The organism is Hydrogenophaga atypica (genome assembly GCF_042665215.1).
Lineage (GTDB): Bacteria > Pseudomonadota > Gammaproteobacteria > Burkholderiales > Burkholderiaceae_C > Hydrogenophaga > Hydrogenophaga defluvii_A.
Genome location: NZ_JBHTCA010000019.1, coordinates 1 through 24,363, shown reverse-complemented (window position 1 = coordinate 24,363; position 24,363 = coordinate 1). Strand labels below are relative to the sequence as shown.

18 protein-coding genes and 4 tRNA genes are annotated in these 24,363 nt (G+C 63.9%); 1 reads left to right on the top strand and 21 read right to left on the bottom strand.

Going from position 1 to position 24,363, the window contains the following annotated elements; genetic code table 11:
* Positions 1-32: 32 nt before the first annotated feature.
* On the top strand, positions 33-965 hold the full coding sequence (locus ACFQPB_RS18090) for an exopolyphosphatase (RefSeq protein WP_382226291.1): 933 nt from the start codon (positions 33-35) through the stop codon (positions 963-965).
* Positions 966-999: 34 nt separating this feature from the next.
* Here ACFQPB_RS18090 and ACFQPB_RS18085 read toward each other — a convergent pair whose 3' ends face one another.
* The 21 genes from ACFQPB_RS18085 to ACFQPB_RS17985 all read right to left on the bottom strand — a co-directional run.
* Positions 1,000-3,780, bottom strand: coding sequence for a S8 family peptidase (locus ACFQPB_RS18085; RefSeq protein ID WP_382226288.1), 2,781 nt, complete (start codon positions 3,778-3,780; stop codon positions 1,000-1,002).
* Positions 3,781-3,931: 151 nt separating this feature from the next.
* A complete protein-coding gene (locus ACFQPB_RS18080) occupies positions 3,932-5,035 on the bottom strand; it encodes an MraY family glycosyltransferase (RefSeq protein WP_382226286.1) in 1,104 nt (367 codons plus the stop codon).
* A 30-nt stretch (positions 5,036-5,065) separates the two neighbouring features.
* Positions 5,066-5,827, bottom strand: coding sequence for a glycosyltransferase (locus tag ACFQPB_RS18075; RefSeq protein WP_382226283.1), 762 nt, complete (start codon positions 5,825-5,827; stop codon positions 5,066-5,068).
* A gap of 97 nt (positions 5,828-5,924) precedes the next feature.
* Positions 5,925-5,999, bottom strand: a tRNA-Thr gene (locus ACFQPB_RS18070).
* A gap of 17 nt (positions 6,000-6,016) precedes the next feature.
* A tRNA-Gly gene (locus tag ACFQPB_RS18065) sits at positions 6,017-6,092 on the bottom strand.
* A gap of 62 nt (positions 6,093-6,154) precedes the next feature.
* Positions 6,155-6,230: transfer RNA gene (locus ACFQPB_RS18060), tRNA-Phe, on the bottom strand.
* Between the two features lie 44 nt (positions 6,231-6,274).
* Positions 6,275-6,955: a response regulator gene (locus ACFQPB_RS18055; protein WP_382226280.1), complete on the bottom strand. Its 681-nt coding sequence runs from the start codon at positions 6,953-6,955 to the stop codon at positions 6,275-6,277.
* A 30-nt stretch (positions 6,956-6,985) separates the two neighbouring features.
* The gene (locus ACFQPB_RS18050) at positions 6,986-9,277 is read right to left on the bottom strand and encodes a sensor histidine kinase (protein WP_382226276.1); all 2,292 of its coding nucleotides are present in this window, start codon (positions 9,275-9,277) and stop codon (positions 6,986-6,988) included.
* Between the two features lie 5 nt (positions 9,278-9,282).
* On the bottom strand, positions 9,283-9,954 hold the full coding sequence (locus ACFQPB_RS18045; RefSeq protein WP_382226273.1) for a DUF4390 domain-containing protein: 672 nt from the start codon (positions 9,952-9,954) through the stop codon (positions 9,283-9,285).
* Positions 9,926-11,284 (bottom strand): 16S rRNA (cytosine(967)-C(5))-methyltransferase RsmB, encoded by a 1,359-nt coding sequence (gene rsmB / locus ACFQPB_RS18040; RefSeq protein WP_382226272.1) that lies wholly within the window; start codon positions 11,282-11,284, stop codon positions 9,926-9,928. The genes ACFQPB_RS18045 and rsmB overlap by 29 nt, the downstream gene beginning before the upstream one ends.
* Positions 11,281-11,838: a LemA family protein gene (locus ACFQPB_RS18035; protein ID WP_382226269.1), complete on the bottom strand. Its 558-nt coding sequence runs from the start codon at positions 11,836-11,838 to the stop codon at positions 11,281-11,283. The genes rsmB and ACFQPB_RS18035 overlap by 4 nt, the downstream gene beginning before the upstream one ends.
* Positions 11,839-11,936: 98 nt before the next feature.
* Entirely contained in the window at positions 11,937-16,157 is a 4,221-nt protein-coding gene (gene rpoC, locus ACFQPB_RS18030) for a DNA-directed RNA polymerase subunit beta' (RefSeq protein ID WP_382226266.1), read from the bottom strand.
* Positions 16,158-16,183: 26 nt separating this feature from the next.
* Positions 16,184-20,311 carry a DNA-directed RNA polymerase subunit beta gene (gene rpoB / locus ACFQPB_RS18025; RefSeq protein ID WP_382226263.1) on the bottom strand — a complete coding sequence of 1,376 codons (4,128 nt, stop codon included), beginning with the start codon at positions 20,309-20,311 and terminating at the stop codon, positions 16,184-16,186.
* Between the two features lie 249 nt (positions 20,312-20,560).
* Positions 20,561-20,935 carry a 50S ribosomal protein L7/L12 gene (gene rplL, locus ACFQPB_RS18020; protein WP_382199697.1) on the bottom strand — a complete coding sequence of 125 codons (375 nt, stop codon included), beginning with the start codon at positions 20,933-20,935 and terminating at the stop codon, positions 20,561-20,563.
* Between the two features lie 38 nt (positions 20,936-20,973).
* The gene (gene rplJ / locus ACFQPB_RS18015; protein WP_382199696.1) at positions 20,974-21,501 is read right to left on the bottom strand and encodes a 50S ribosomal protein L10; all 528 of its coding nucleotides are present in this window, start codon (positions 21,499-21,501) and stop codon (positions 20,974-20,976) included.
* Between the two features lie 253 nt (positions 21,502-21,754).
* Entirely contained in the window at positions 21,755-22,450 is a 696-nt protein-coding gene (gene rplA / locus ACFQPB_RS18010) for a 50S ribosomal protein L1 (protein WP_382226260.1), read from the bottom strand.
* A 1-nt stretch (position 22,451) separates the two neighbouring features.
* Complete coding sequence (gene rplK, locus ACFQPB_RS18005; protein ID WP_086121537.1) at positions 22,452-22,883, bottom strand: 50S ribosomal protein L11; 432 nt, start codon at positions 22,881-22,883, stop codon at positions 22,452-22,454.
* 125 nt (positions 22,884-23,008) lie between these two features.
* The gene (gene nusG, locus ACFQPB_RS18000; RefSeq protein WP_382199983.1) at positions 23,009-23,536 is read right to left on the bottom strand and encodes a transcription termination/antitermination protein NusG; all 528 of its coding nucleotides are present in this window, start codon (positions 23,534-23,536) and stop codon (positions 23,009-23,011) included.
* Between the two features lie 68 nt (positions 23,537-23,604).
* The gene (gene secE / locus ACFQPB_RS17995) at positions 23,605-23,985 is read right to left on the bottom strand and encodes a preprotein translocase subunit SecE (protein WP_382226257.1); all 381 of its coding nucleotides are present in this window, start codon (positions 23,983-23,985) and stop codon (positions 23,605-23,607) included.
* A gap of 140 nt (positions 23,986-24,125) precedes the next feature.
* Positions 24,126-24,201: transfer RNA gene (locus tag ACFQPB_RS17990), tRNA-Trp, on the bottom strand.
* An 11-nt stretch (positions 24,202-24,212) separates the two neighbouring features.
* Positions 24,213-24,363: EF-Tu C-terminal domain-related protein (locus tag ACFQPB_RS17985; protein ID WP_465262282.1), on the bottom strand; the 151-nt coding region annotated here is incomplete at its 5' end.

Here is a 24,363-nt window from a genome sequence, read left to right as displayed (position 1 = left end):
TCACCGCCTTTTGTTTTTGAGGACCCCGTTCCATGGCCGAGCAAAAATTCCGACTGGTCACCCGCAGCGACTTCGACGGCCTGGTCTGCGCCGTGCTGCTCAACGAGCTGGAGCTGATCGACGAGATCACCTTCGTCCACCCCAAGGACATGCAGGACGGCAAGGTGCCCATCACGGGGCGCGACATCACCACCAATCTGCCCTATGTGGCCGCCGCCCACCTGGCCTTTGACCACCACGAGTCCGAGACCATCCGCAACACGGGCGAGCGGGCCAACCACATCATTTCTGCCAGTGCGCCCTCTGCCGCGCGTGTGGTGTACGACCACTACGGCGGCAAGGCCCGCTTCCCGCGCATCAGCGACGAGATGATGGACGCGGTGGACAAGGCCGACTCGGCCCAGTACAACCGCGACGAGGTGCTCAACCCCAGCGGCTGGACGCTGCTGAACTACCTGATGGATTCGCGCACGGGTCTGGGCCGTTTCCGCAACTTCCGCATCAGCAACTACCAGCTGATGATGGACCTCATCAAATACTGCCGCGACCACAGCATCGAGCAGATCCTGGCCCTGCCCGACGTGGTGGAACGGGTGGACATCTACCGCGAACACGCCGACAAGGCCAAGGCCCAGTTGCTCGCCAACACCACGGTGCACGGCAACCTTGCCGTGCTCGACCTGCGCAACGAAGAGACCATTTACGCGACCAACCGCTTCATGATCTACGCGCTGTTTCCGCAGACCAACATTTCCATCCACGTGTTGTGGGGCCTGCAGAAGCAGAACACGGTGTTTGCCACCGGCAAGTCCATCCTGGACCGCAGCAGCAAAACCAACGTGGGCGAGCTGATGCTGCAGTACGGCGGCGGCGGTCACCAGGCCGCCGGCACCTGCCAAGTGGACAACGACCGCGCGGCCGAGGTGCTGGCCGCGCTGATCAAACGCATCAACGCCGACGGCTGAAGCGCCCGCCCGGCCAACGCGCCGGGCTGTGCCTTCAGCGCATGGCGCCCAGTTGCCGCTGCCACTCGTTCAGCTGAGCGGCTGCGGCGCCAGTGGGCTTGCCCGTTCCGGCGTCGGCCGTGTGGGTGTTTTCCAGAGCGGCCTCCGTCAGCACACGTGCGGTCAAGGTCACCTGCAACATCGCTTCTTTGCTGCGGTCGCCCACGCCCCCCACCGACAGGGTGGGCCAGCTGTTCAACGCGCTGCCCGCCCCCGCCAGTGACGCTGCGGTGAACGGGTAACAGCCGCTCAAGCTTGCCAGGGCAATGTGGTAGTGGTGGTAGCAGCCCTGGAGCCTGCCATCGACCAGGTGAAAGCGGTAGAAATCGTCAAAAGCCATGCCGGGTGCGTACAGCGAATGGTTGGCGTAGCGGCTGCTCCAGCCGCCCACCATGCTGCCGCCCCACTGGTTGATGCCCCAGACGTTGTAGTCACCGGCATTCACCTCGCTGGGGCGCAGGTGGGCCAAGGTCCAACGCTCGCTGAAACTGCGCCCCACCACGTAGTCGGCCCGCCAGATGCCCAGCAGGCTGGCCGACTGTTGGTGGGCTTCGGCCACATCGGCGTTCACACTCGCCCGCACAGTGACCTGCTGCCCATTGGCCAAACGCAACCGGCCTTCAAGTGACGACACCCACGACCATTCGCCCTCCACGCCGGCTTGCGGCTGCAGCAGGTGGGGCAGGCCGCCCGAGGGTTGCTGCCACTGACCTCGAAAAACGCCGTCCGCGCCACGGGTGAGCACCGCTTCAACCCAGGCCGGCTGTCCGTTGTCGGCAAACGCATGGACACCGATGCGCACCTGCGCGGCCTGCTGTTCGAGCAAGAAGCCCATGCCCGGCCGCTCGTCTGCCCACCACACACCGGTGCGCCCATCGGCTGGTGCACTCGCAAAACCAAACCGATCGCGCACCAGGGTCCAGGTGCCCATGGGCGTGCGCAACTGCGTCGCCAAGGCGTCCGTCTTGCGCCAGCGCACCTCGCCCATATCGGCCGCAGGTTGGGGCGCGCGGGCCGGGCCGTTCAGGCTGGCACCGCCTTCATAAGCGATCAGGCGCCCCACCCATTCGCCCGCCTCCGCGTCTGCCACCAGCCGCGCGTGAGCCCACAGGGGGCGGCCAGCGGCGTCGCGGTACTGCACGCTCAACAACACCTCCTGGCCACGCACGTCCACAAACGCCTGGCGCGAAGCGTCGACCGTGTCGCGCCACCAACCGGCCTCGGGTGCCACGCTGCCCAGGGTTTCAGCGGTCAGCCCCGTGCCGGTCAGCGGCCGGTGCGCCGGGTACATCGCGGCCAGAGACACCGCTGCGGCCGCGTCCAGCACACCGGCACCACAGCGCTCGGGCACACAGTCGTTGCCTGTGCCCTGCGCAAACGGTCGCGCCGATGCACGCAACAGCGCCCCGACCTGGGTGGGCGTCAAGCCCGGGTTGGCGGCCAACATCAAAGACACCGTGCCCGCCACGTGGGGCGCGGCCATGCTGGTGCCACGTTTGCGCAGGTAGCTGCTGTCGCCCGTGGGGCCCTGTCTGCCGCTGTCGCCCAAGGACACGATGCCGGTGTCGCTGCCCGCGTTGCCACCCGGCGCGGCGAGCGCCACCCCAGCACCAAAGTTGGTGTAGGAAGCCTGCTCGCCCCCTTTGCCCAGCGCGGCCGTCACCAGCACCCGCTGGCAACTGGCCAAAACGGTGCCCGCCACGTTTTGGGCTTGGTTGCCGGCGGAAGCGACCACCACAGCGCCGCGCGCCCACGCCTCGTCCAGGGCGCCCTGCATTTCGCTGGAGCAGTGGCCGGCGGCCCCCAGACTGAGGTTGGCCACCCGCGCCGGAGTGGGGTTGGCTGGCGCACCGGCCACCGGCGCACCCACGGCCCACCGCAAACCATCGGCCACGTCGGAGATGTAGCCACCGCCACGCCCCAATACGCGAACCGGCAGCACCCGCGCCCGCGCATCGATGCCGGCCACACCCACGCCGTTGCCACGCTGTGCGGCCACGATGCCGGCCACGTGGGTGCCATGCCAGCCGCTGTTGCGCGGGCTGACACCTGACAGCCAGGGCTCGCTGCCATCCACCCAGTCACCCGGGTCGCTCGCATCGGGATCGCGACCATTGCCGTCGTTGGCATGCCCGACGTTGGACACAAAATCGTAGCCCGGCAACAGGCGCCCTTGCAGATCGGCGTGCGGCAGGATGCCAGTGTCAAGCACCGCCACCACCGTGGCCGGGCTCCCCAGGGTCAGCGTCCACGCGGCTTGCGCCTGGACCCCGGAGCGGACCACGTTGGCGGACGCCAGACTCCATTGGTCGGCCCATCGCGGATCGTTGGGCGCCAGCGTGTCGGACCACACGCGCATGTCGGGCTCGGCATGGGCCACGGCCTCGTTCGCCATCAGCCGCTGAACCACGGCCGTCACCTCGGCCTCGCCCATGGCCTTGGGCAAGGCCATCACCACGCTGCCGCTGGCGGTGCGACGAACACTGCGCAAGGTGACGCCGCTGTGCAGGCTCAGGGTTCGGGCGTATTCGGCGGCGCGCTCCTCGAACTGCTGGCCGGCCAACTCCTCCACGAGCCGCACCAGCACCTGATCGGTTTGAGCCTCCACGGCACTGCTGTTGATCAACACGGTGTCGGCGGAACTGTCCACCGGCTCGCCCGCAGGCACCGGGCTGGTGGCACCACCACCACAAGCGGCCAGCCCAGCGCAAAACCACACAGCGGCCACTGGCCGCCACCACCCGTGCGCGCCGCAGCGCATGGACTGTTGCAACATGACACCCCCCAAAACCGTCAATTAATGTGAGACGACCTCAGGATATCACTGCTTATTGTTGAAACAAACCAATAATTGACACAATTTAACCATTAAATTGTAAGTGTCAATTAATTATTGGATGGATTTTGCGATTTGGCGCACGATTCTTTCAATGTCGCAGCCAACGAGGCACACGGAACCGGACGATGGCGCTGTAGGCCCAGAGGTAGCTGACCACAAACAGCACCGTCATCGCCATCAAGACACCGGTGTGGCGCCAAAACAGCACCGCTGGCGCGGCGGTGAGCAGGGTGAAGCCCCACAGATACGGCGAGGTGCGGTTGTTGCGCATCAACATGCGCCGCGACTCATCGTCGTGAAAGACGCCACGCACAATGCGGCGGTAGATCAGCTGGTGAAAATGCAGCGCATCGGCCACGCCTGGCGAGACGCCGCGCGCGGACTTGCGGAAGATGGAGAACAGCGTCTCCCAGACCGGGTAGATCAGCAGCAGCACCGGAAACCAGGGCGACACCAGCGGATGGCGCTGCACCAGCGTGATGCTGATCAGCGCGACCACCGTGCCCCAGAGGTAGGCCCCGCCGTCGCCCGCAAACAACAAGCCGCGCGGGTAGTTCCAGACCAGAAAACCCACCGTGGCGCCGGCCAGCGCCAGACTCAAGGTCATCATCTGCCGGTCGCCCACCTGAAGCGACACATAGGCCAGTGCGAGGCAGACCAACAAGGCCACGGTGCCCGCCAGACCGTTGTAGCCGTCAATCAGGTTGAAGGCGTGGGGCAGGCCAGCCACAGCAAACACAGCCAGGGCCACCCCCGGCCAGACCGCTGCCGCCCACCAGCCATCCACCCAGGGCAAGCCCAGGCGCGGCACGGTCAGGTCCATGGCCCAGATGGCCACCACAGCGGCCATGGCGGTCAGTCCAAGACGGAACGCCACCGCGAGCCGCTGCGTGACGTCCTCGTACACCCCGGCGCCCGTGGACACACCCGTGGCAACGGCCCAGGCCAGCAGTTCAGCCGCGGTGAAGTTGGCACGGGGCGGCCAACCCATGGGGCTGGCCACCCCAAGCCACACCAACGCCAGCAACAAGGCGCCTCCCATGGCCACACCACCCACACGCGGCACATGGCCCCAGTGAAATCGCTGGGGCATGTCGCCGGTGTAGTGTTGTGTGTGGCCACGTGCGTAGCGAATCAACCACGCGCTGAAAAAAAACGAAAAGGCGGCGCAGAAAAACAGCAGAAAAGGCATGCCACCACCAAGGCTTGTTGAGTCGCGCGATTATCGCTGCCCGCGCAGCACCCGCTGTTGCAGCCGGTAACGCCAGAACGCAACACTGCACCACAGTCGCAACAGGCTGTGCACATGCCAGCCCAGCGCGTGCCAGCGGCGCAGGCTGTCACGCTGCGCGTGGTGTTGGGCGGTGCCGGGCACCCGCGTCAATCGCAGACCGGCCAACTGCAACCTGAGGCACAAATCCACGTCCTCGCAATACATGTGGAAGCGCTCATCAAAGCCGCCCACAGCGCGGTAGGCCGACGACGGCATCAGGAGCAAGGCGGCGCTGTACCAATCGGTCCCCCGCTCCGGGCGACGCAGAACACGGCGACGAAACAGCGCCCACGGCGTGACGAGGGCACGCTGGTTGTCCTGCACAGTGCCGTCCGCGTTCAGGAGCGTGGCGGTCACCGCACCGGCGCCCGGCAGGCTGGCCGCCGCCAACAGCTGTGGCCACAGCGCCGGGTCGGTCAATCGCATGTCGGGATTGAGCACGCAAAAAAACGGCGACGCCACATGGGCAAAGGCCTGGTTGTGGTTGGCCCCAAAACCCAATGGCCTGGGGTTGTGGATCTCGATCACCTCAAACGGCAAACCGCCCGCGGCCAGTGGCGAAGCAGGCAGGTTGTGTGTCACCACCACCCGACACAACAAGCCCGATGACACCGACGCCAAATCCTGCAGCAAGGGAGGCAACCACGCGTCATGCCCATGGCTGACCACGGACACGGTGATCGGCGGTGAAGTGGGGTGAACGGGAAACATGCAACTCCTGCGGGCTGCCCAGCGCAGCCACACCAGCACAAAGTGTAGGCCACACGTTCAAGGCAAACAGCCTGTTTGCTCGCGGAGCCGAGAAGGCTGGTGCCCATGGCGGGAATCGGACCCGCGACCTCTCCCTTACCAAGGGAGTGCTCTACCACTGAGCCACATGGGCCATCCATCAAAAAAGGATGGAGCGGGAAACGAGATTCGAACTCGCGACCTCAACCTTGGCAAGGTTGCGCTCTACCAACTGAGCTATTCCCGCGTTTTTTGACCACATCGGGGGTCAAAGAAAAAGCCCACCAGCGGATGGGCTTTTTGAAATTTTGGTGGCCTGGGACGGAATCGAACCATCGACACGCGGATTTTCAATCCGCTGCTCTACCAACTGAGCTACCGGGCCATCAAGACGAAAATTATAGCACGGAAATCAGCGCATTGCGCCCATCAATGTCCGTTGCGTTTGCCGCGCGACAGATCGACACCCAGTTGCTTGAGCTTGCGGTAGAGGTGGGTGCGTTCCAGGCCGGTTTTTTCGGCGACCCGCGTCATGGAGCCGCCCTCTTTGGCGAGATGGAACTCGAAGTACGCCTTCTCAAAACCGTCGCGGGCCTCGCGCAGTGGCGCGTCCAGTTCGAAACTCTGCACCCCTTGTGGCCCCACCGGCAGCAGTGGCTCCACGGCAACCACGTGCGGCGCCACCACCGCTCCCGAGGGCTCTTGTGGACCCGGCAAGGGCATGCGCATGGGCGCGGGTTTGGCCGGCGTCTTGTTCAGACCAAGCTCCACCGCCTTGAGCAATTTCTGCAAGGTGATGGGTTTTTCGAGAAAGGCCATGGCGCCGATGCGGGTGGCTTCGACGGCGGTATCGATGGTGGCGTGCCCGCTCATCATGATCACCGGCATGTTGAGCAATCCGGCACTCGACCACTCCTTGAGCAGCGTGACACCGTCGGTGTCAGGCATCCAGATGTCGAGCAGGATCAGATCAGGCCGCTGTGCGTTGCGCAGGGCCCGTGCCTGTGCCGCGTTTTCGGCCAGATCCACGCTGTGCCCTTCGTCGTTCAGAATTTCGAACAACAAGTCGCGTATGCCCAACTCGTCGTCTACCACCAGTATGTTTGCCATGGCCGCGCGCGGATGTCCTCGCTGATGTTGTCAATTTGCAACTGCGAATGATAGCGACACTTGAGCCCCCACCAGCCGCCCCTCGCTCATGCGGTTGCTCAGGTCGATGCGGCCACCGTGTTCGTCCATGATTTTTTTCACCACCGCCAGGCCCAGGCCAGTGCCTTTGGTTTTGGTCGTGACGTACGGCTCGAAAGCGCGCTGCAGGATGTGCTCGGCGAAACCGCTGCCCTCGTCGGTGACGATGAGGCGCACCCAACGCCCCGACTCGGACCGGCGCGTGCGCAAGCACACCACGCCTGCGCTGCCCGGCGCGGTGGCATCCTGCGCGTTTTGCACCAGGTTGTGCACCACCTGCCGCACCTGCTGGGGATCGGCCATCACAGGTGGACACAACGGGTCCAGCTCGTGCCGCACCGGCACCTCCGCCTGGTCGTAGAGCGAGAGGACATCGAGCACCAAGGCGTTGAGATCCAGCGGGGTGAGTTGCGCCGCCGGCAAGCGGGCGTAGTCGCGGAATTCGTTGACCAGGCGCTTCATGGCATCGACCTGGTCGACGATGGTCTTGACCGATTTGTTGAGCAACGCCAGTTCCGGGCCACTCACCTTGTGCTCCAACTTCATGGCCAAACGCTCGGCCGAGAGTTGTATGGGCGTGAGCGGGTTTTTGATTTCGTGCGCCAGACGCCGCGCCACCTCGCCCCAGGCCTTGGAGCGCTGGGCAGAAATCATGTCGGAGACGTCGTCAAACACCAGCAGGCGTTCGTTGTGGGGCAGGATGGCGCCGCGCGCAATCAGGGTGAGGTGGCTGCGCAGGTCTTCGGTCATAGAGGCCTGCGCGCCATCCACGGACAACTCGAACGATTGTTGCCAATGTCCGCCTTCGTGGGCGGTCTGTTCCGACAGAAAACGATCGAACTGGGCCATCACCCCTTGCCCGAACACCTCCAGCCCGGGCACGGTGGCCAGCACCTGGCCCAGGTGCAGCGACAGGCTGCGGTGCAGGATGCGCGCCGCGCCTGGGTTGACGCTGAGGATGGCGCCCTGTTCGTCCAACACCACCACACCGGCGGTCAGGTTGTCCAGAATGGTCTGCAGGTTGGCGCGCGCGGCGTCCACCTGCTCCAGGCCGCGCTGCACCTCGGCGCGGGCGTCGGCCAGGTCCTGTGTCATGTGGGCAAAAGTGCGGGTGAGCCCGGCCAGTTCATCGCGTGCGGTCAACGCCGCTTTGGGGCGCAAGTCCCCTTTGGCCACTTCGCGCATGCCTTCGGCCAACACCAGCAGCGGGCGCACCAGCTGGTTGCCCAGCAGCACGGCCAGCAGCACCGCACCAAACACGGCCAGAAACAGGGCCAGCGTCAAGGTACCGATGTACATGCGGCGCAGGCCCTGCCGCGCCAGTGCGCGTTCCTGGTATTCGCGGTGTGCGGCTTGCACCGCCAGGGCATCGGCCACCAGCAAGGGCGACAGTGGCACGACCACCTCCAGATATCGCAACTCGCTGGACAGCCCCAAAGAGGACACGTTCACCACGGCCAGCGCGCGGATGCGGGCCACCTCCGATGGCGGTGCCGGCGTCGAAGGGATGTCACCTGCCACCACGCCGTTGCCGCCCTCCTCCAGTCCTTCGACCGACGCCAGGGCACGTTGGGCGCGCACATTGCGCAACAAGGCCGCTGGCGGGCGTTCGGGCTTGAGGGCAAAACGCGAATCGCCGGCGGCGGCGATGGCCTGCCCACCGGCACTCCACAGGATCACGTCCTTCACACCCAGCTGCTCACGGATGCGCTCCAGGGCCAGACCCGCGCCGGCATTGCTCACGTCGGACAGCGCGTTGGCGGCCACCCGCGTTTTGGTGGCCAGGTCATCGCTGAGGACATCCAGCGTGTTGCGTCCCAGGTTGAGCCCCGCAGTGAGCGCGGACTCCACCCGCACGTCGAACCAGCTTTCAATGGAGCGCGAGACAAACTGGTACGACACCGTGTAGATGAGCAGCCCTGGAAGAAAGCCCACCAGGCCAAAAATCAGGGCCAGCTTGACCAGCAACTGGCTGCCAAATTTTTTGCGGCGCATGCGCAGTGTCAGGCGGACCACCACCCAGCCAATCACCGCCAGCAACACCCCCGCCACAGCGATGTTGATGCCCACCAGCCAGCCGAAATAGGTTTCGTACAACACGCGGTTGTTGGTGGCCACCGTCAGCAAAAACAGCAGCACCATCACCACACCGGCCACAAACACCAGGCCCGTGCCCAGCGCCCAACGCAGCGGCGCCGACTGGCGCCAGGGGGTGCGCGGTGCGGGTGGGGTGGTTGTGGCCATGTGGTTCAACGGGTGGGCTCTGCCACCGATTCCGGGGCCGCCGGGGCCGGCGCGTCGCCCGATTCGGCGCTGGCCGAGGTACGCAACTGGCGCGTGATGTCGATGTTCCAGTCGGGTTGGTTGGCCATGCCGATCTGGAACGGCCGAGGCAACAGCGAAAGGTCCAGGCGAAAGCGGAAGGCCACGCTGTAGCGTTCACCGTCGTCGAGCCGGCTGTCGTCGGCCACTTTCCAGCGCGCCAGGCGGCCCAGGGCGGCCACCGCTTCCGACAGGGTTTCAAAGTTCTGGTGCAGTGCGTATTGCTGCGCGTTGCCTGCGCCCGCGCCGGCAGAAGCACTCAGACGCCAGCGGCGTGTCAGCGGCTGGTAGGCCAGGCGCAGGGTGCGCGTGGCGGTCGCGATCCGCTTGTCCGTCCAGTACCAGCGGGGCTCATACACGTCAGCCTGGTAGACAAAATAGACCGGCACGGCCTTGAACAAGGCGTCTTCCACCGCCGGCCCCAGTTCCAGCGGCAAACGCGCGGTGATGAACAGGCCGTCGGTGCTGCGCTGCACCGCCACGGCGGCGTCAGTCGCCGGCTGCTGGGCCTGGCTGGGGGTGCCCCACCACAGGCCAACCCACAGCAACACCACCCAGACCACCAGGCGGTCAAGTCGTTGCCTTCTCCAGGCAGGCATAAAAAAAGCCGTCGTGCTCACCCGAATCATTGTCGTTGAACTGCCCACCTCCCTCCGGCAGACCGGGCAACAAATGCCCCGGTGCCACACCGGCACGCGCACCACTGTGGCGTTCAAGAAACGCTTTCACCTGGTCGCTGCCCTCGGCGCGAAAGACCGAACACGTCGCATACACCAGCCGCCCACCAGGTCGCAGCAAAGGCCACAAGGCGTCGAGCAACACGCGCTGCTGGTGGGCCAGCTGGGCCACGTCCGCTTCGCGCCGCAGCCAGCGCACGTCGGGGTGGCGCCTGACGATGCCCGACGCTGTGCAGGGCGCATCGAGCAAGATGGCGTCAAACGGCTCGCCGTCCCACCAGTCGGCAGGGCGCGCGGCATCGGCCGCACGCACCTGCGCCGCCAGGCGCAAGCGGCGCAGGTTGTCGTGGATGCGTTCGCAGCGCTGCGCGTCTTTGTCCAGCGCCAGCACGTCCACGTCGGCGTGCTCCAAGAGGTGGGCGGTTTTGCCGCCGGGGGCGGCACAGGCGTCCAGCACCCGCAGTCGTTGCTGGCTGTCGTGCCCTGCCAGCAGCAGCGGCGCGGCCTGTTGCGCCGCGAGGTCTTGCACCGACACATCACCGTCCGCAAAACCCGGCAACCGGTCCACCGGCACACCGTGGTCCAGCAGCACGCCATACCCGTCGCCCGCCGCGCGCGCCGGCAACCCGGCGGCGGTGAGGCGCTGCAAATAGGCCTCTCGGCTGCCGTGGCGGCGGTTCACCCGCAAAGCCATGGCCCCCGGGCGGTTGCTGGCCGCCAGAACGGCCTCCCATTGCTGGGGGTGGTCTTGCTGCACACGGCGCACCCACCACGCGGGGTGGTTCCAACGCGCCTCGGGGTGGCGGCCAGCTTGCACCAGCAAGGCCGCCGCCTCGCGTTGGAAACGCCGCAAGCAGGCGTTCACAAAACCGGCCTGCGCCTGGGTGTCGTGCGCGGTTTTGGCCGCCTGCACGGCTTGGCTCACCAGCGTGTGCGCGCTGTAGTGGGGCGCGCCTTCGTCGGCGCTGAGTTCAGGCATGAGAGCCAACGCCAGCTGCAACAAGGCCCGCACCGGGGGGGATGGCGCGCGGTTGGCCAACAGCTTGACCAGGGCGGCGGTCATGCCGGCCTGACGCAGGGCGTGGAACACCAGGGCCTGTACACCCGGGCGCAGCGCGCTCGGCACCTGCGGCAAAACATCAGAAAGTGAGCGCCCGCTCTGCACTGCAAGCAGACACTGCGACGCTGGTGCCAGTTGTTGCGAAAGCGCGGGCGCCTGCGCACCCTGGGTCATGGGTACAGGTTGGATCATGGCAGCGCCACCAGGGGCTCCAGCGGGAAGAAGCCGAACACGCGCGCCAACACCACCGTAGGGAACTGCGCGGTGGCGTCGTTGAATGCCTGCACGTGGTCGTTGTAGGCCAGACGCGCAAAGCCGATGCGGTGGCGGGTGTCGAGCAAGGCCTCGCCGATTTCCCGCACCGCCGCATCGTGCTGCAGGTCCGCATGGTGCTCCACCAGGGCCAACACGCGCTGCAGGCTGGCGGCCAACATTTGCTCCGCCCCGGCCAGGGCCCCCAGCGGGCCTGCCAGCAAGGGGGTCGCGCGAGCGCGCTCTGCGGCTTCACGGGCTTGGTTGCCGGCGGCCGTCAAGGCATCCAGCGCACCGCTCTCCTGAGACAAGGGCCCTGCCACCAAAGTCATCAACCGCACGATCAGATCGTGGCGGCGGCGCAGTTGTTCATCGAGCTGAGCGAACGCCGCGCCAATGGCGTTTTTCAGCCGCACCAGGCGGTTGTAGGCGCCCACAACCCAGAACACGAGGATGGCACTGGTCGCGATCAATACCCATAAGCCGGAAGTCATGAACGGCATTCCTTGTCAACACACGGTGAAACAGGCAGAAAAACGCCCCGGGCCGAACCCGGGCCGGGGCGCTTTTCGGGCCAAGGGCGCGAGGCGACTTATTCGCCAGCAGCGCCTTCGGCAGCGGCGGCCGCGTCGGCCTGGTCAGAGGCCAGCTGCATCGCATCGGCTTCGGCGATGGCGCGACGCTCTTCGTCGTCCATCTTCTCGCGGGCCTTGCGGGCATCGTGGTAAGCCATGCCGGTACCGGCGGGGATCAGGCGGCCCACGATCACGTTTTCCTTCAGGCCGCGCAGCGGATCGCGCTTGCCCATGATGGCAGCTTCGGTCAGCACACGCGTGGTTTCCTGGAAGGACGCGGCGGAGATGAACGAGTCGGTGGACAACGAGGCCTTGGTGATGCCCAGCAGCACGTTGCTGTAGGTCGCCGGGATCTTGCCGTCGGCCAACAGCGCGTCGTTGGTGTTGAGGATCTCGCTGCGCTCGACCTGTTCACCCGCGATGTAGCTGGAATCGCCCACGCTGTCGACGACCACACGGCGCAGCATCTGGCGAACGATCACCTCGATGTGCTTGTCGTTGATCTTCACGCCCTGCAGGCGGTAGACGTCCTGCACTTCGTCGACGATGTAGCGGGCCAGCTCTTCCATGCCCAGCAGGCGCAAGATGTCCTGCGGATCGGCCGGGCCGTCCACCACGCTTTCGCCCTTGTTGACCACCTGGCCTTCGTGCACCAGGATGTTCTTTTCCTTGGGCACCAGGTCTTCCCAGACCTTGCCGTCCGGATCGGTGATCTGCAGGCGGATCTTGCCTTTGGTCTCCTTGCCGAAGGACACGGTGCCGGTGAGTTCGGCCAGCACACCCTTGTCTTTGGGGCTGCGGGCTTCGAACAGCTCGGCCACACGCGGCAGACCGCCGGTGATGTCTCGCGTCTTCTGGCCTTCGACCGGGATACGCGCCAGCACCTCGCCGGGACCCACGTCTTGGCCGTCGCGCACCTGGATCAGCGCGCCGACCTGGAAGCCGATGGTCACCGAGTGGTCGGTGCCGGGGATCTTCACTTCGTTGCCTTGGGCATCGATCAGCTTGACCTGCGGACGCACGACCTTGGCCGCGCCACGGCGCTTGGGATCGATCACCACCAGCGTGCTCAGGCCGGCGACATCGTCCACCTGCTTGGCCACAGTCAGGCCCTCTTCCACGTTCTCGAACTTCACCTGACCGGCGAACTCCGTGATGATGGGGCGGGTCAGCGGGTCCCAGTTGGCCAGGATGGTGCCAGCCTTGATGGTCTGGTCGGCCTTGATGGACAGGATGGCGCCGTAAGGCACCTTGTGGCGCTCACGCTCACGGCCGTGTTCGTCGTGGATGACAATTTCCCCGGAACGGGAAATCACCACCAGTTCACCCTTGGTGTTGGTCACGTAGCGCATCGTGGCGTTGAAGCCGATGATGCCGCTGGACTTGGCTTCCACGCTGGAGGCGATGGCCGCACGCGAGGCCGCACCACCGATGTGGAAGGTACGCATGGTCAGCTGGGTGCCGGGTTCGCCGATGGACTGGGCGGCGATCACACCCACCGCTTCGCCCATGTTCACCAGGCCACCACGGCCGAGGTCGCGACCGTAGCACTTGGCGCAGATGCCAAAACGGGTTTCGCAGGTCAGCGCGGTGCGGACCTTGACCTCGTCCACACCAGCGGCTTCCAGCATGTCGAGGATGTCCTCGTCCAGCATTTCGCCGGCGTGCAGCAGCGTGGCGCGGGTTTCGGGGTGGATCACCTCTTCGGCGGTCACACGGCCCAGCACGCGGTCGCGCAGCGATTCGATGACTTCACCACCTTCGACGATGGCGCGCATCAGCGTGCCATTGGAGGTGCCGCAGTCGTTCTGGTTGACCACCAGATCCTGTGTCACGTCCACCAGACGGCGCGTCAGGTAGCCCGAGTTCGCGGTCTTCAACGCCGTGTCGGCCAGACCCTTGCGGGCGCCGTGGGTGGAGATGAAGTACTGCAACACGTTCAGACCTTCACGGAAGTTCGCCGTGATGGGGGTCTCGATGATGGAGCCGTCAGGCTTGGCCATCAGGCCGCGCATGCCGGCCAGCTGGCGAATCTGGGCGGCAGAACCCCGCGCGCCCGAGTCGGCCATCATGTAGATGGAGTTGAACGACTCCTGATCGACTTCCTTGCCGGAGCGGTCGATGGTCTTTTCCTTGGCCAGCTGGGCCATCATGACCTTGGAGACTTCGTCACCGGCCTTGCCCCAGATGTCCACCACCTTGTTGTAGCGCTCGCCAGCGGTCACCAGACCCGACGAGTACTGCTGGGCGATTTCCTTCACCTCGTTCTCGGCGCGCTCTATGATGCCGTGTTTCTCCTTGGGCACCAGCATGTCGTCCACACAGATGGAGATGCCGGCCTTGGTGGCCAGGCGGAAGCCGTTTTGCAGCAGCTTGTCGGCAAACACCACGGTTTCCTTCAAGCCACATTTGCGGAAGGAGGTGTTGATCAGGCGCGAGATTTCCTTCTTCTTCAGCGCCTTGTTCAGGTTGCTGAAGGCCAGGCCCTTGGGCAGGATTTCAGACAACAGGGCGCGACCGGCGGTGGTGTCCACCATCTTGGTTTCGGCCACGAATTCGCCGCTGTCCTTGTCCTTGACCCACTCAGTCAGGCGCACGCTGATCTTGGCGGTCAGTTCGACCACACCAGCCTCCAGCGCGCGCAGCACCTCGGCCAGGTCGGAGAAGACCATGCCTTCGCCCTTGCCGTTGATGCGCTCGCGGGTGGTGTAGTACAGGCCCAGCACCACGTCTTGCGACGGCACGATGGAGGGTTCACCCGAAGCCGGGAACAACACGTTGTTGGAGGCCAGCATCAGGGTGCGGGCTTCCATCTGCGCTTCCACCGACAGCGGCACGTGAACGGCCATCTGGTCACCGTCGAAGTCGGCGTTGAAGGCCGAACAGACGAGCGGGTGCAGCTGGATGGCCTTGCCTTCGATCAGGATGGGTTCAAACGCCTGGATACCGAGACGGTGCAGCGTGGGCGCACGGTTCAGCAGCACCGGGTGCTCTTTGATGACCTCTTCGAGGATGTCCCACACCACGGGGGTGCCGGCTTCCACTTCTTTTTTCGCTGCCTTGATGGTGGTGGCGATGCCCATGGCTTCCAGGCGCGAGAAGATGAAAGGCTTGAACAGCTCCAGGGCCATCAGCTTGGGCAGGCCGCACTGGTGCAACTTGAGGGTCGGGCCCACGGTGATGACCGAACGACCGGAGTAGTCGACGCGTTTGCCCAGCAAGTTCTGGCGGAAACGGCCGCTCTTGCCCTTGATCATGTCGGCCAGCGACTTCAGGGCGCGCTTGTTGGCGCCCGTCATGGCCTTGCCACGGCGGCCGTTGTCCAGCAAGCTGTCCACGGCTTCCTGCAGCATGCGCTTTTCGTTGCGCGCGATGATTTCTGGGGCCTTCAGCTCCAGCAGGCGGCGCAGACGCGAGTTGCGGTTGATGACGCGGCGGTACAGGTCGTTCAGGTCGGAGGTCGCGAAGCGGCCGCCGTCCAGGGGCACCAGCGGACGCAGGTCCGGCGGCAGCACGGGCAGCACGTCCAGCACCATCCACTCGGGCTTGATGCCGCTCTTCTTGAAGGCTTCCAGCACCTTGAGGCGCTTGGCGTTCTTCTTGATCTTGAGCTCGGAGCCGGTCAGGTCGTTGCGCAGCTTCTCGATCTCGATGTCGAGGTCGATGGACTCCAGCAGGTCCTTGATGCCTTCGGCGCCCATCTTGGCCTCGAACTCGTCACCCAGCTCCTTGCGCTTGGCGTCGTAGTCGTCCTCCGACATGATGCTGAACTTCTTCAGCGCGGTCATGCCGGGGTCGGTCACCACATAGGCTTCAAAGTACAGCACACGTTCGATGTCGCGCAGCGTCATGTCCAGCACCAGGCCCAGACGCGACGGCAGCGACTTCAGGAACCAGATGTGGGCACAGGGCGCGGCCAGGTCGATGTGACCCATGCGCTCGCGACGCACCTTGGTCTGCGTGACTTCAACGCCGCACTTCTCGCAGATGACACCACGGTGCTTGAGGCGCTTGTACTTGCCGCACAGGCACTCGTAGTCCTTGATGGGGCCAAAGATCTTGGCGCAGAACAGGCCATCGCGCTCGGGCTTGAAGGTGCGGTAGTTGATGGTCTCGGGCTTTTTGACTTCACCGAAGGACCAGGAACGGATTTTTTCCGGCGAGGCCAGACCGATGCGGATGGCATCGAAATGCTCGTCGGGCGTGAACTGCTTGAACAGGTCGAGCAAGGATTTCATTTGTCGGTTTCCTTTTCTTCAGTGAATCACGAACGCTCGAGTTCGATGTCGATACCCAGCGAGCGGATTTCCTTGACCAGCACGTTGAACGATTCCGGCATGCCGGCTTCGATGGCGTGTTCGCCCTTGACGATGGACTCGTACACCTTGGTGCGGCCCTGCACGTCGTCGGACTTGACGGTGAGCATTTCCTGCAGGATGTAGGAGGCGCCGTAGGCTTCCAGCGCCCAGACTTCCATTTCGCCGAAACGCTGGCCACCAAACTGCGCCTTGCCGCCCAGCGGTTGCTGCGTGACCAGCGAGTACGGGCCGGTGGAACGGGCGTGCATCTTGTCGTCCACCAAGTGGTGCAGCTTCAGGTAGTGCATGTAGCCCACCGTGGTCTTGCGCTCGAAAGCGTCACCGGTGCGGCCGTCGAACAGCTGCGCCTGCGTGCGGGTCGCGGTCAGGCCCTTGGCCTTCGCGATGTCGTCGGGGTAGGCGAGCTGGAGCATGTCCATGATCTCCTTCTCCGACGCGCCGTCGAACACGGGGGAGGCAAACGGCACGCCCGTGGTCAGCTCCTGCGCCATGGCGCGGACTTCGCTGTCGCTCAGAGCAGCCAGGTCTTCCTTGCGGCCGGTGGAGTTGTAAATCTGCTCCATGAAACCGCGCAGCTCGCTGGCTGCCGCTTCACGCTGCAGCATGTCGCCGATGCGCTGGCCCAGGCCCTTGCCGGCCCAGCCCAGGTGGACTTCCAGCACCTGACCGATGTTCATGCGCGAAGGCACGCCCAGCGGGTTCAGCACGATGTCGACCGGCGTGCCGTCGGCCAGGTGGGGCATGTCTTCCACTGGGGTGATCTTGGAGACCACACCCTTGTTGCCGTGGCGACCGGCCATCTTGTCGCCAGGCTGCAGGCGGCGCTTGACGGCCAGGTAGACCTTGACCATTTTGAGCACGCCAGCGGGCAGCTCGTCGCCTTGTGTGAGCTTCTTGCGCTTTTCTTCAAACGCCAGGTCGAAGCTGTGGCGGGTCTGCTCCATGGAGTTCTTGATGGACTCCAGCTGAGCGGCCACGTCGTCTTCGGCGGGGCGGATGTCAAACCAGTGGTACTTCTCGACTTCGGCCAGGTAGGCCTTGTCGATCTTGGTGCCCTTGGACAGCTTCTTGGGGCCGCCGTTGGCGACCTTGCCCAGCAACAGCTTCTCGATGCGGTCGAACGCGTCGGCTTCCACGATGCGCAACTGGTCGTTCAGGTCCAGGCGGAAACGCTTGAGTTCGTCGTCAATGATCTGCTGGGCACGCTTGTCGCGCTGGATGCCTTCGCGGGTGAAGACCTGCACGTCGATCACGGTGCCGCTGGAACCCTGGTCCACACGCAGCGAGGTGTCCTTCACGTCGGACGCCTTCTCGCCGAAGATGGCGCGCAGCAGTTTTTCTTCTGGCGTCAGCGTGGTTTCGCCCTTGGGCGTGACCTTGCCCACCAGCACATCGCCCGGCAGCACTTCGGCGCCCACGTAGATGATGCCGGAGTCGTCCAGGCGGTTGAGCTGCTGCTCGGCCAGGTTGGGGATGTCGCGGGTGATTTCCTCGGCGCCCAGTTTGGTGTCGCGCGCCATCACCACCAGTTCCTCGATGTGGATGCTGGTGTAGCGGTCGTCGGCCACCACCTTTTCGGAGATCAGGATCGAGTCTTCGAAGTTGTAGCCGTTCCAGGGCATGAAGGCGATCAGCATGTTCTGGCCGATGGCGATTTCGCCCAGGTCGGTCGAAGCGCCGTCGGCGATCACGTCACCCTTGGCCAGCAGATCGCCCTTCTTGACGATGGGGCGCTGGTGGATGTTGGTGTTCTGGTTGGAACGCTGGTACTTGATCAGGTTGTAGATGTCCACACCCACTTCACCGGCCACGGCTTCGCCGTCGTTGACACGGATCACGATGCGGGTGGCGTCCACGTAGTCCACCACGCCGCCGCGCTTGGCGGTGACGACGGTGCCCGAGTCCACGGCGGCCACGCGCTCGATGCCGGTGCCCACCATGGGTTTTTCCGGACGCAGCACGGGCACGGCCTGGCGCGACATGTTGGCGCCCATCAGCGCGCGGTTCGCGTCGTCGTGTTCCAGGAAGGGCACCAGCGAGGCGGCCACCGACACGATCTGCGCAGGCGACACGTCCATGTACTGGATGGTGTCGGCCGGGGTCAGGATGGATTCACCCTTTTCACGCGCAGAGATCAGGTCACCCGACAGGCGGCCTTCGGCGTCCAGCGTGGCGTTGGCCTGGGCGATGACGTACTTGCCTTCTTCGATGGCCGACAGGTAGTCGATCTGATTGGTCACCTTGGCATCGACCACACGGCGGTACGGGGTTTCGATGAAACCGTATTCGTTCAGGCGGGCGTACAAAGCCAGCGAGTTGATCAGACCGATGTTCGGGCCTTCAGGCGTTTCGATCGGGCACACACGGCCGTAGTGGGTGACGTGCACGTCGCGCACTTCGAAGCCGGCGCGTTCGCGGGTCAAACCGCCCGGGCCCAGGGCCGACACGCGGCGCTTGTGGGTGATCTCGGCCAGCGGGTTGGTCTGGTCCATGAACTGCGACAGCTGCGACGCACCAAAGAACTCTTTCAGCGCGGCCGAAATCGGCTTGCTGTTGATCAGGTCGTGCGGCATGAGCGGCTCTTGCTCGGCCTGGCCCAGACGCTCCTTCACAGCCTTCTCGATACGTGCCAAGCCGGTGCGGTACTGGTTTTCGGCCAGTTCGCCCACGCAGCGCACGCGGCGGTTGCCCAGGTGATCGATGTCGTCCACTTCGCCACGACCGTTGCGCAAGTCAACCAGGATCTTGACCACGGCCAGGATGTCCTCGTTGGACAGCACCATGGGGCCGGTCGATTCGTCGCGGCCCACGCGGGCGTTGAACTTCATGCGGCCCACACGCGACAGGTCGTAGGTGTCCGGGTTGTAGAACAGGCGATGGAACAAGGCCTGCACGGCGTCTTCGGTCGGCGGCTCGCCGGGGCGCATCATGCGGTAGATGGCCACGCGGGCGGCAAATTCGTCCACCGTTTCATCGATGCGCAGGGTCTGGCTGATGTAGGCGCCCTGGTCGAGTTCGTTGGTGTAGATGCAAGGCAGGTCCTGCACACCCGAGGTGCGCAGCTTCTTCAGCAGCGCTTCGGTCAGTTCTTCGTTGGCCTTGGCGATGATTTCGCCGGTGTCGGCGTCAACGATGTTCTTGGCCACCACACGGCCCAGCAGGAAGTCTTCCGGCACGCTGATGTGCGTGGTGGCAGACTGCTCCAGCTCACGGGTGTGGCGCGCGGTGATGCGCTTGTCCTTGGCCACCACCACGTTGCCCGATTTGTCGGTGATGTCGAAACGCGCGACTTCGCCACGCAGGCGCTCGGCCACAAACTCCATCTGCGCGCCACTGTCCATCAGGCGGAAGTGGTCGTTGACGAAGAAGTTGGCCAGGATGGATTCCGGGTTCAGGCCAATGGCCTTGAGCAGGATGGTGACCGGCATCTTGCGGCGACGGTCCACACGGAAGAACAGCACGTCCTTCGGATCGAATTCGAAATCGAGCCACGAGCCGCGGTAGGGAATGATGCGAGCCGAGAACAACAGCTTGCCCGAGCTGTGGGTCTTGCCCTTGTCGTGTTCGAAGAACACACCCGGCGAACGGTGCAACTGAGACACGATCACGCGCTCGGTGCCGTTGATGATGAACGAGCCCTTGTCGGTCATCAGGGGCACTTCGCCCATGTAGACCTCTTGTTCTTTCACTTCCTTGACCACCTTGGACTGCGCGGTCGAGGACTCGCGGTCATAGATGATGAGCTGCACGCGGGCGCGCACGGCAGAGGCGAAGGTCAGGCCACGGGTCTGGCATTCGCGCACGTCAAACGCCGGCTTGGCCAGGTTGTATTCGACGAACTTCATCTCCACAAAACCGTTGTGGGAGACGATGGGGAAGGCGGCTTCGAACGCGGCCTGCAGGCCTTCGGGCGAGCGCTTCTTGGGCAGCTGGTCGGCTTGCAGGAAGGCGGTGTAGGCGTCCTTCTGCATTTGCAGCAGGTAAGGAATCTCGAGCACGTTTTCGCGGCTGCCAAAGCTTTTGCGAATGCGCTTGCGTTCGGTGTAGGAATAGTTCGTCTGTGCGGATGCCATGAGATCTCCGGGCTTGAGGTCTGCGGCGACTGTCTTGCCAGCGCTGTGGCATTGCTTGGTGGCTGGCCTCTACCAACCATTGGCGGACGGTGGCGCATTGCACGCCACCCGAACCAAGTCGTCTTCTGCAGTCGGGGTCAGAAGACACTCAGGAAACGGCGCATGGGGGGGCCGGCTCTTGAATGTGCTCTGAAAGCACCAAAGGCTGGAGGCCCTTATCGGACACTCCAGCCTCGGAACAGAACCGAATTACTTCAGTTCGGCCTTGGCGCCGGCTTCCACCAGCTTCTTCACAGCGGCTTCAGCATCGGCCTTGGCAACGCCTTCTTTCACGTTCTTCGGTGCGCCGTCGACCAGGTCCTTGGCTTCCTTCAGACCCAGACCGGTGATTTCGCGCACGGCCTTGATGACGGACACCTTGTTGGCGCCAGCTTCGGTCAGCACAACGTTGAACTCGGTCTTCTCTTCAGCGGCCGGGGCAGCAGCGCCACCGCCAGCAGCGGGAGCGGCCATGGCGGCAGCGCTCACACCAAACTTCTCTTCGATGGCTTTCACCAGGTCGTTGAGTTCCATGACCGACATGCTGTCCAGGGCGGTCAGAAATGCGTCTTTATCGAATGCCATTTTGATTTCCTAACAATTGGTTAACAGGGGCTGCGCACTCAGGCGGCAGCAGCTTCCTCGGCTGCCGGAGCGGCAGCGCCTTCGCCTTTTTTCGCCGCCAGGGCACCCAGCACCACAGCGGTGCGGGAGATGGGCGACATCAGCAAGCCACACAACTGGGCCAGCAGCACTTCCTTGGACGGGATGCTTGCCAGTTGCTTCACGCCGTTGGCGTCCAGGGCCTTGCCCGCATACACGCCGCCGCGGATGACCAACTTGTCGTTGGTCTTGGCGAACTCGGCCACCACCTTGGCGGCGGCCACTGCGTCTTCGGAAAAGCCATAGATCAGCGGACCGGTCATCTGGTCTGCTGCCACTTCAAAACCGCTGCCAGCCACAGCACGGCGTGCCAGGGTGTTCTTCAGAACACTCAGGGAAACACCGTTGCTGCGTGCGTTGACGCGCAGTTTGTCCATGGCCGCGACCGTGATACCACGGTACTCCGCCATCACGAGCGTTTGAGCTTTAGCTGCGAGGCCGGTCACTTCGGAAATGACCGCTTCTTTCTCACTGCGATTCAGACTCAAGGTCTACTCCTTCAAAATGCACCTCAGGGCGTGCCCCTTGGTGCGCGGGATTGCAGCGACCAACTGTGTCAGGAAAATTCCATCTGCAGCGGGATCGCCATCTGCGCTGGCGTTGCGTTCATTAAGCGGTTCGGGGTTTGCACCCTTGGCCGCGCCAGCGGTCTTGGATGGCCCCACCCACACTTTCGTGCAAGCGGGCCCACCACATTCAGGTGACCAGCCCAAAGACCGGCCACCCAAAAATCTCACACGATCAAGCCGAGATGGATTGCATGTCGACGCGAACGCCCACACCCATGGTCGACGAAACCGCCACTTTGCGCAGGTACACACCTTTGCTTGTGGCCGGCTTGGCCTTGTTCAGGGCATCGATCAGCGCCACCAGATTGCCCTGGAGCTTGTCGGAATCAAACGAGCGGCGACCGATGGTGCCGTGGATGATGCCGGCCTTGTCGACACGGAACTGCACCTGACCGGCCTTGGCGTTTTTCACAGCCGTGGCAACGTCGGGGGTGACCGTACCCACCTTGGGGTTAGGCATCAGGCCACGGGGACCCAGGATCTGACCCAGGGTACCCACCACGCGCATCGCGTCGGGCGAGGCGATGACCACATCGAAGTTGATGTTGCCGGCCTTGACTTCAGCCGCCAGGTCGTCCATACCCACCACGTCGGCACCGGCGGCCTTGGCCTCTTCGGCCTTGGCACCTTGTGCGAACACAGCGACGCGTTTGGTTTTGCCGGTGCCGTTGGGCAACACGACGGCGCCACGCACCACCTGGTCGGATTTCTTGGCATCGATGCCCAGCTGCACCGCCACGTCGATGGACTCATCGAACTTGGCGTTGGCGCATTCCTTGATGATGGCCAGCGCGTCGGTCAGGGCGTACAGCTTGTTGCTGTCGACCTTGCCTTCAAAGGCTTTTTGTTTCTTGGTCAGCTTGGCCATGTCACACGCCCTCCACAATCACGCCCATCGAGCGGGCCGAACCGGCGATGGTGCGCACAGCGGCGTCCAGGTCGGCAGCGGTCATGTCCTTCATCTTGGTCTTGGCGATCTCTTCGAGCTGTGCGCGCGTGATCTTGCCGACCTTTTGCTTGTTGGCCACAGGCGAGCCCTTGTCGAGCTTGATGGCCTTCTTGATCAAGGTGGTCGCCGGAGGCGTTTTGATGATGAAGGTGAAGCTCTTGTCGGCAAAAGCGGTGATCACCACGGGCAGTGGCAGGCCGGGCTCGACACCTTGGGTCTGGGCGTTGAACGCCTTGCAGAATTCCATGATGTTGAGGCCGCGCTGACCCAGCGCCGGACCGATCGGGGGAGAGGGGTTGGCCTTACCAGCTGGCACTTGCAGCTTGATGAAGCCGACGATTTTTTTCGCCATGTTTTAGCTCCTGCGAGTGCAAACGACCGCCCCTTTTCAGGTGGACAGTCTCCTCGCGGTTGGGGACCCGGTTGATGAAAGGAGGCGTTTGCGTCGGGCCTGTCCCGCAAACACCACGCTCAGGCTCAGGTCTTTTCGACCTGGGCAAATTCCAGCTCGACCGGCGTGGCGCGACCAAAAATGGTCACCGACACGCGCAGCTTGTTCTTTTCGTAGTTGACTTCTTCGACGGTGCCATTGAAGTCGGCAAACGGGCCTTCCTTCACGCGGATGTACTCACCCACCATGAATTCGACCTTGTGGCGAGGCTTGTCCGAGCCTTCCTGCATCTGGTTGACGATCTTCTGAACGTCTTCCTCGGAAATGGGCACGGGGCGGTTTTTGGCCCCACCCACAAAACCCGTCACCTTGTTGGTGTGCTTCACCAGGTGCCAGGTGTCGTCATCCATCACCATTTCCACCAGCACATAGCCAGGGAAAAACTTGCGTTCGGTGGTCCGCTTCTGGCCGTTCTTGACCTCCACCACCTCTTCGGTCGGCACCAGGATGCGACCGAACTTCGCCTGCATGCCGGCACGGTTGATGCGCTCGACGATGTTGCGCTCGGCCGCTTTTTCCATGCCCGAATAGGCATGCACCACATACCAGCGCATGCCTGCAGCCGCATTGGCCGCAGCCACCTCGGCATCGGCCGCCAAAATACCCTGCTCAGTGGTCATTGTTATCTCCAGCCCAGAACGAGGTCATACAACACCCATTCCAGGGTCTTGTCGGTGAACCACAGGAACAAGGACATCACAAACACAAACGCAAAAACGTAGGCCGTCATCTGCATGGCCTCTTTGCGCGCCGGCCACACCACTTTTTTGACTTCCCGCACCGAGTCGCGCCCATAAGCGATCAACTCTTTGCCAGCCTCCGAAGTGAAGAACACCCCCACCGCCGCAGCCAAGGCCACCAACAAGGCCAGCCAACGCACGTAGGAAGCCTGCTGCGCCAACAAGTAGAAGGCCACAAAGCCACCCAGCAGCAGCAGCACGGCCGCTGCCAGCTTGGCTTTGTCAGCGCCCGTGCTGACAGTTTCGATTTGCGAAGTGGCCATCTGAACCCGTAACCTAAAAAATGAAACGCACACCAAACAAAACGCTTGAGGCACGCAAGCCCACCTGAAGCCTGAGGCTTCGGCGGGCTTGAAAACCACCACAAAGAGGGAAGACCTTCAGATCTTCGCCACTTGGTCAGTGGCAGGGGCAGTAGGAATCGAACCTACAACCTTCGGTTTTGGAGACCGACGCTCTGCCAATTGAGCTATACCCCTACAGATCGAAATCAAGCAATGATCTTGGCCACCACGCCGGCGCCCACGGTGCGGCCACCTTCGCGGATGGCGAAGCGCAGACCTTCTTCCATGGCGATCGGGGCGATCAGCTTGACGGTGATCGACACGTTGTCGCCAGGCATCACCATTTCCTTGCCTTCG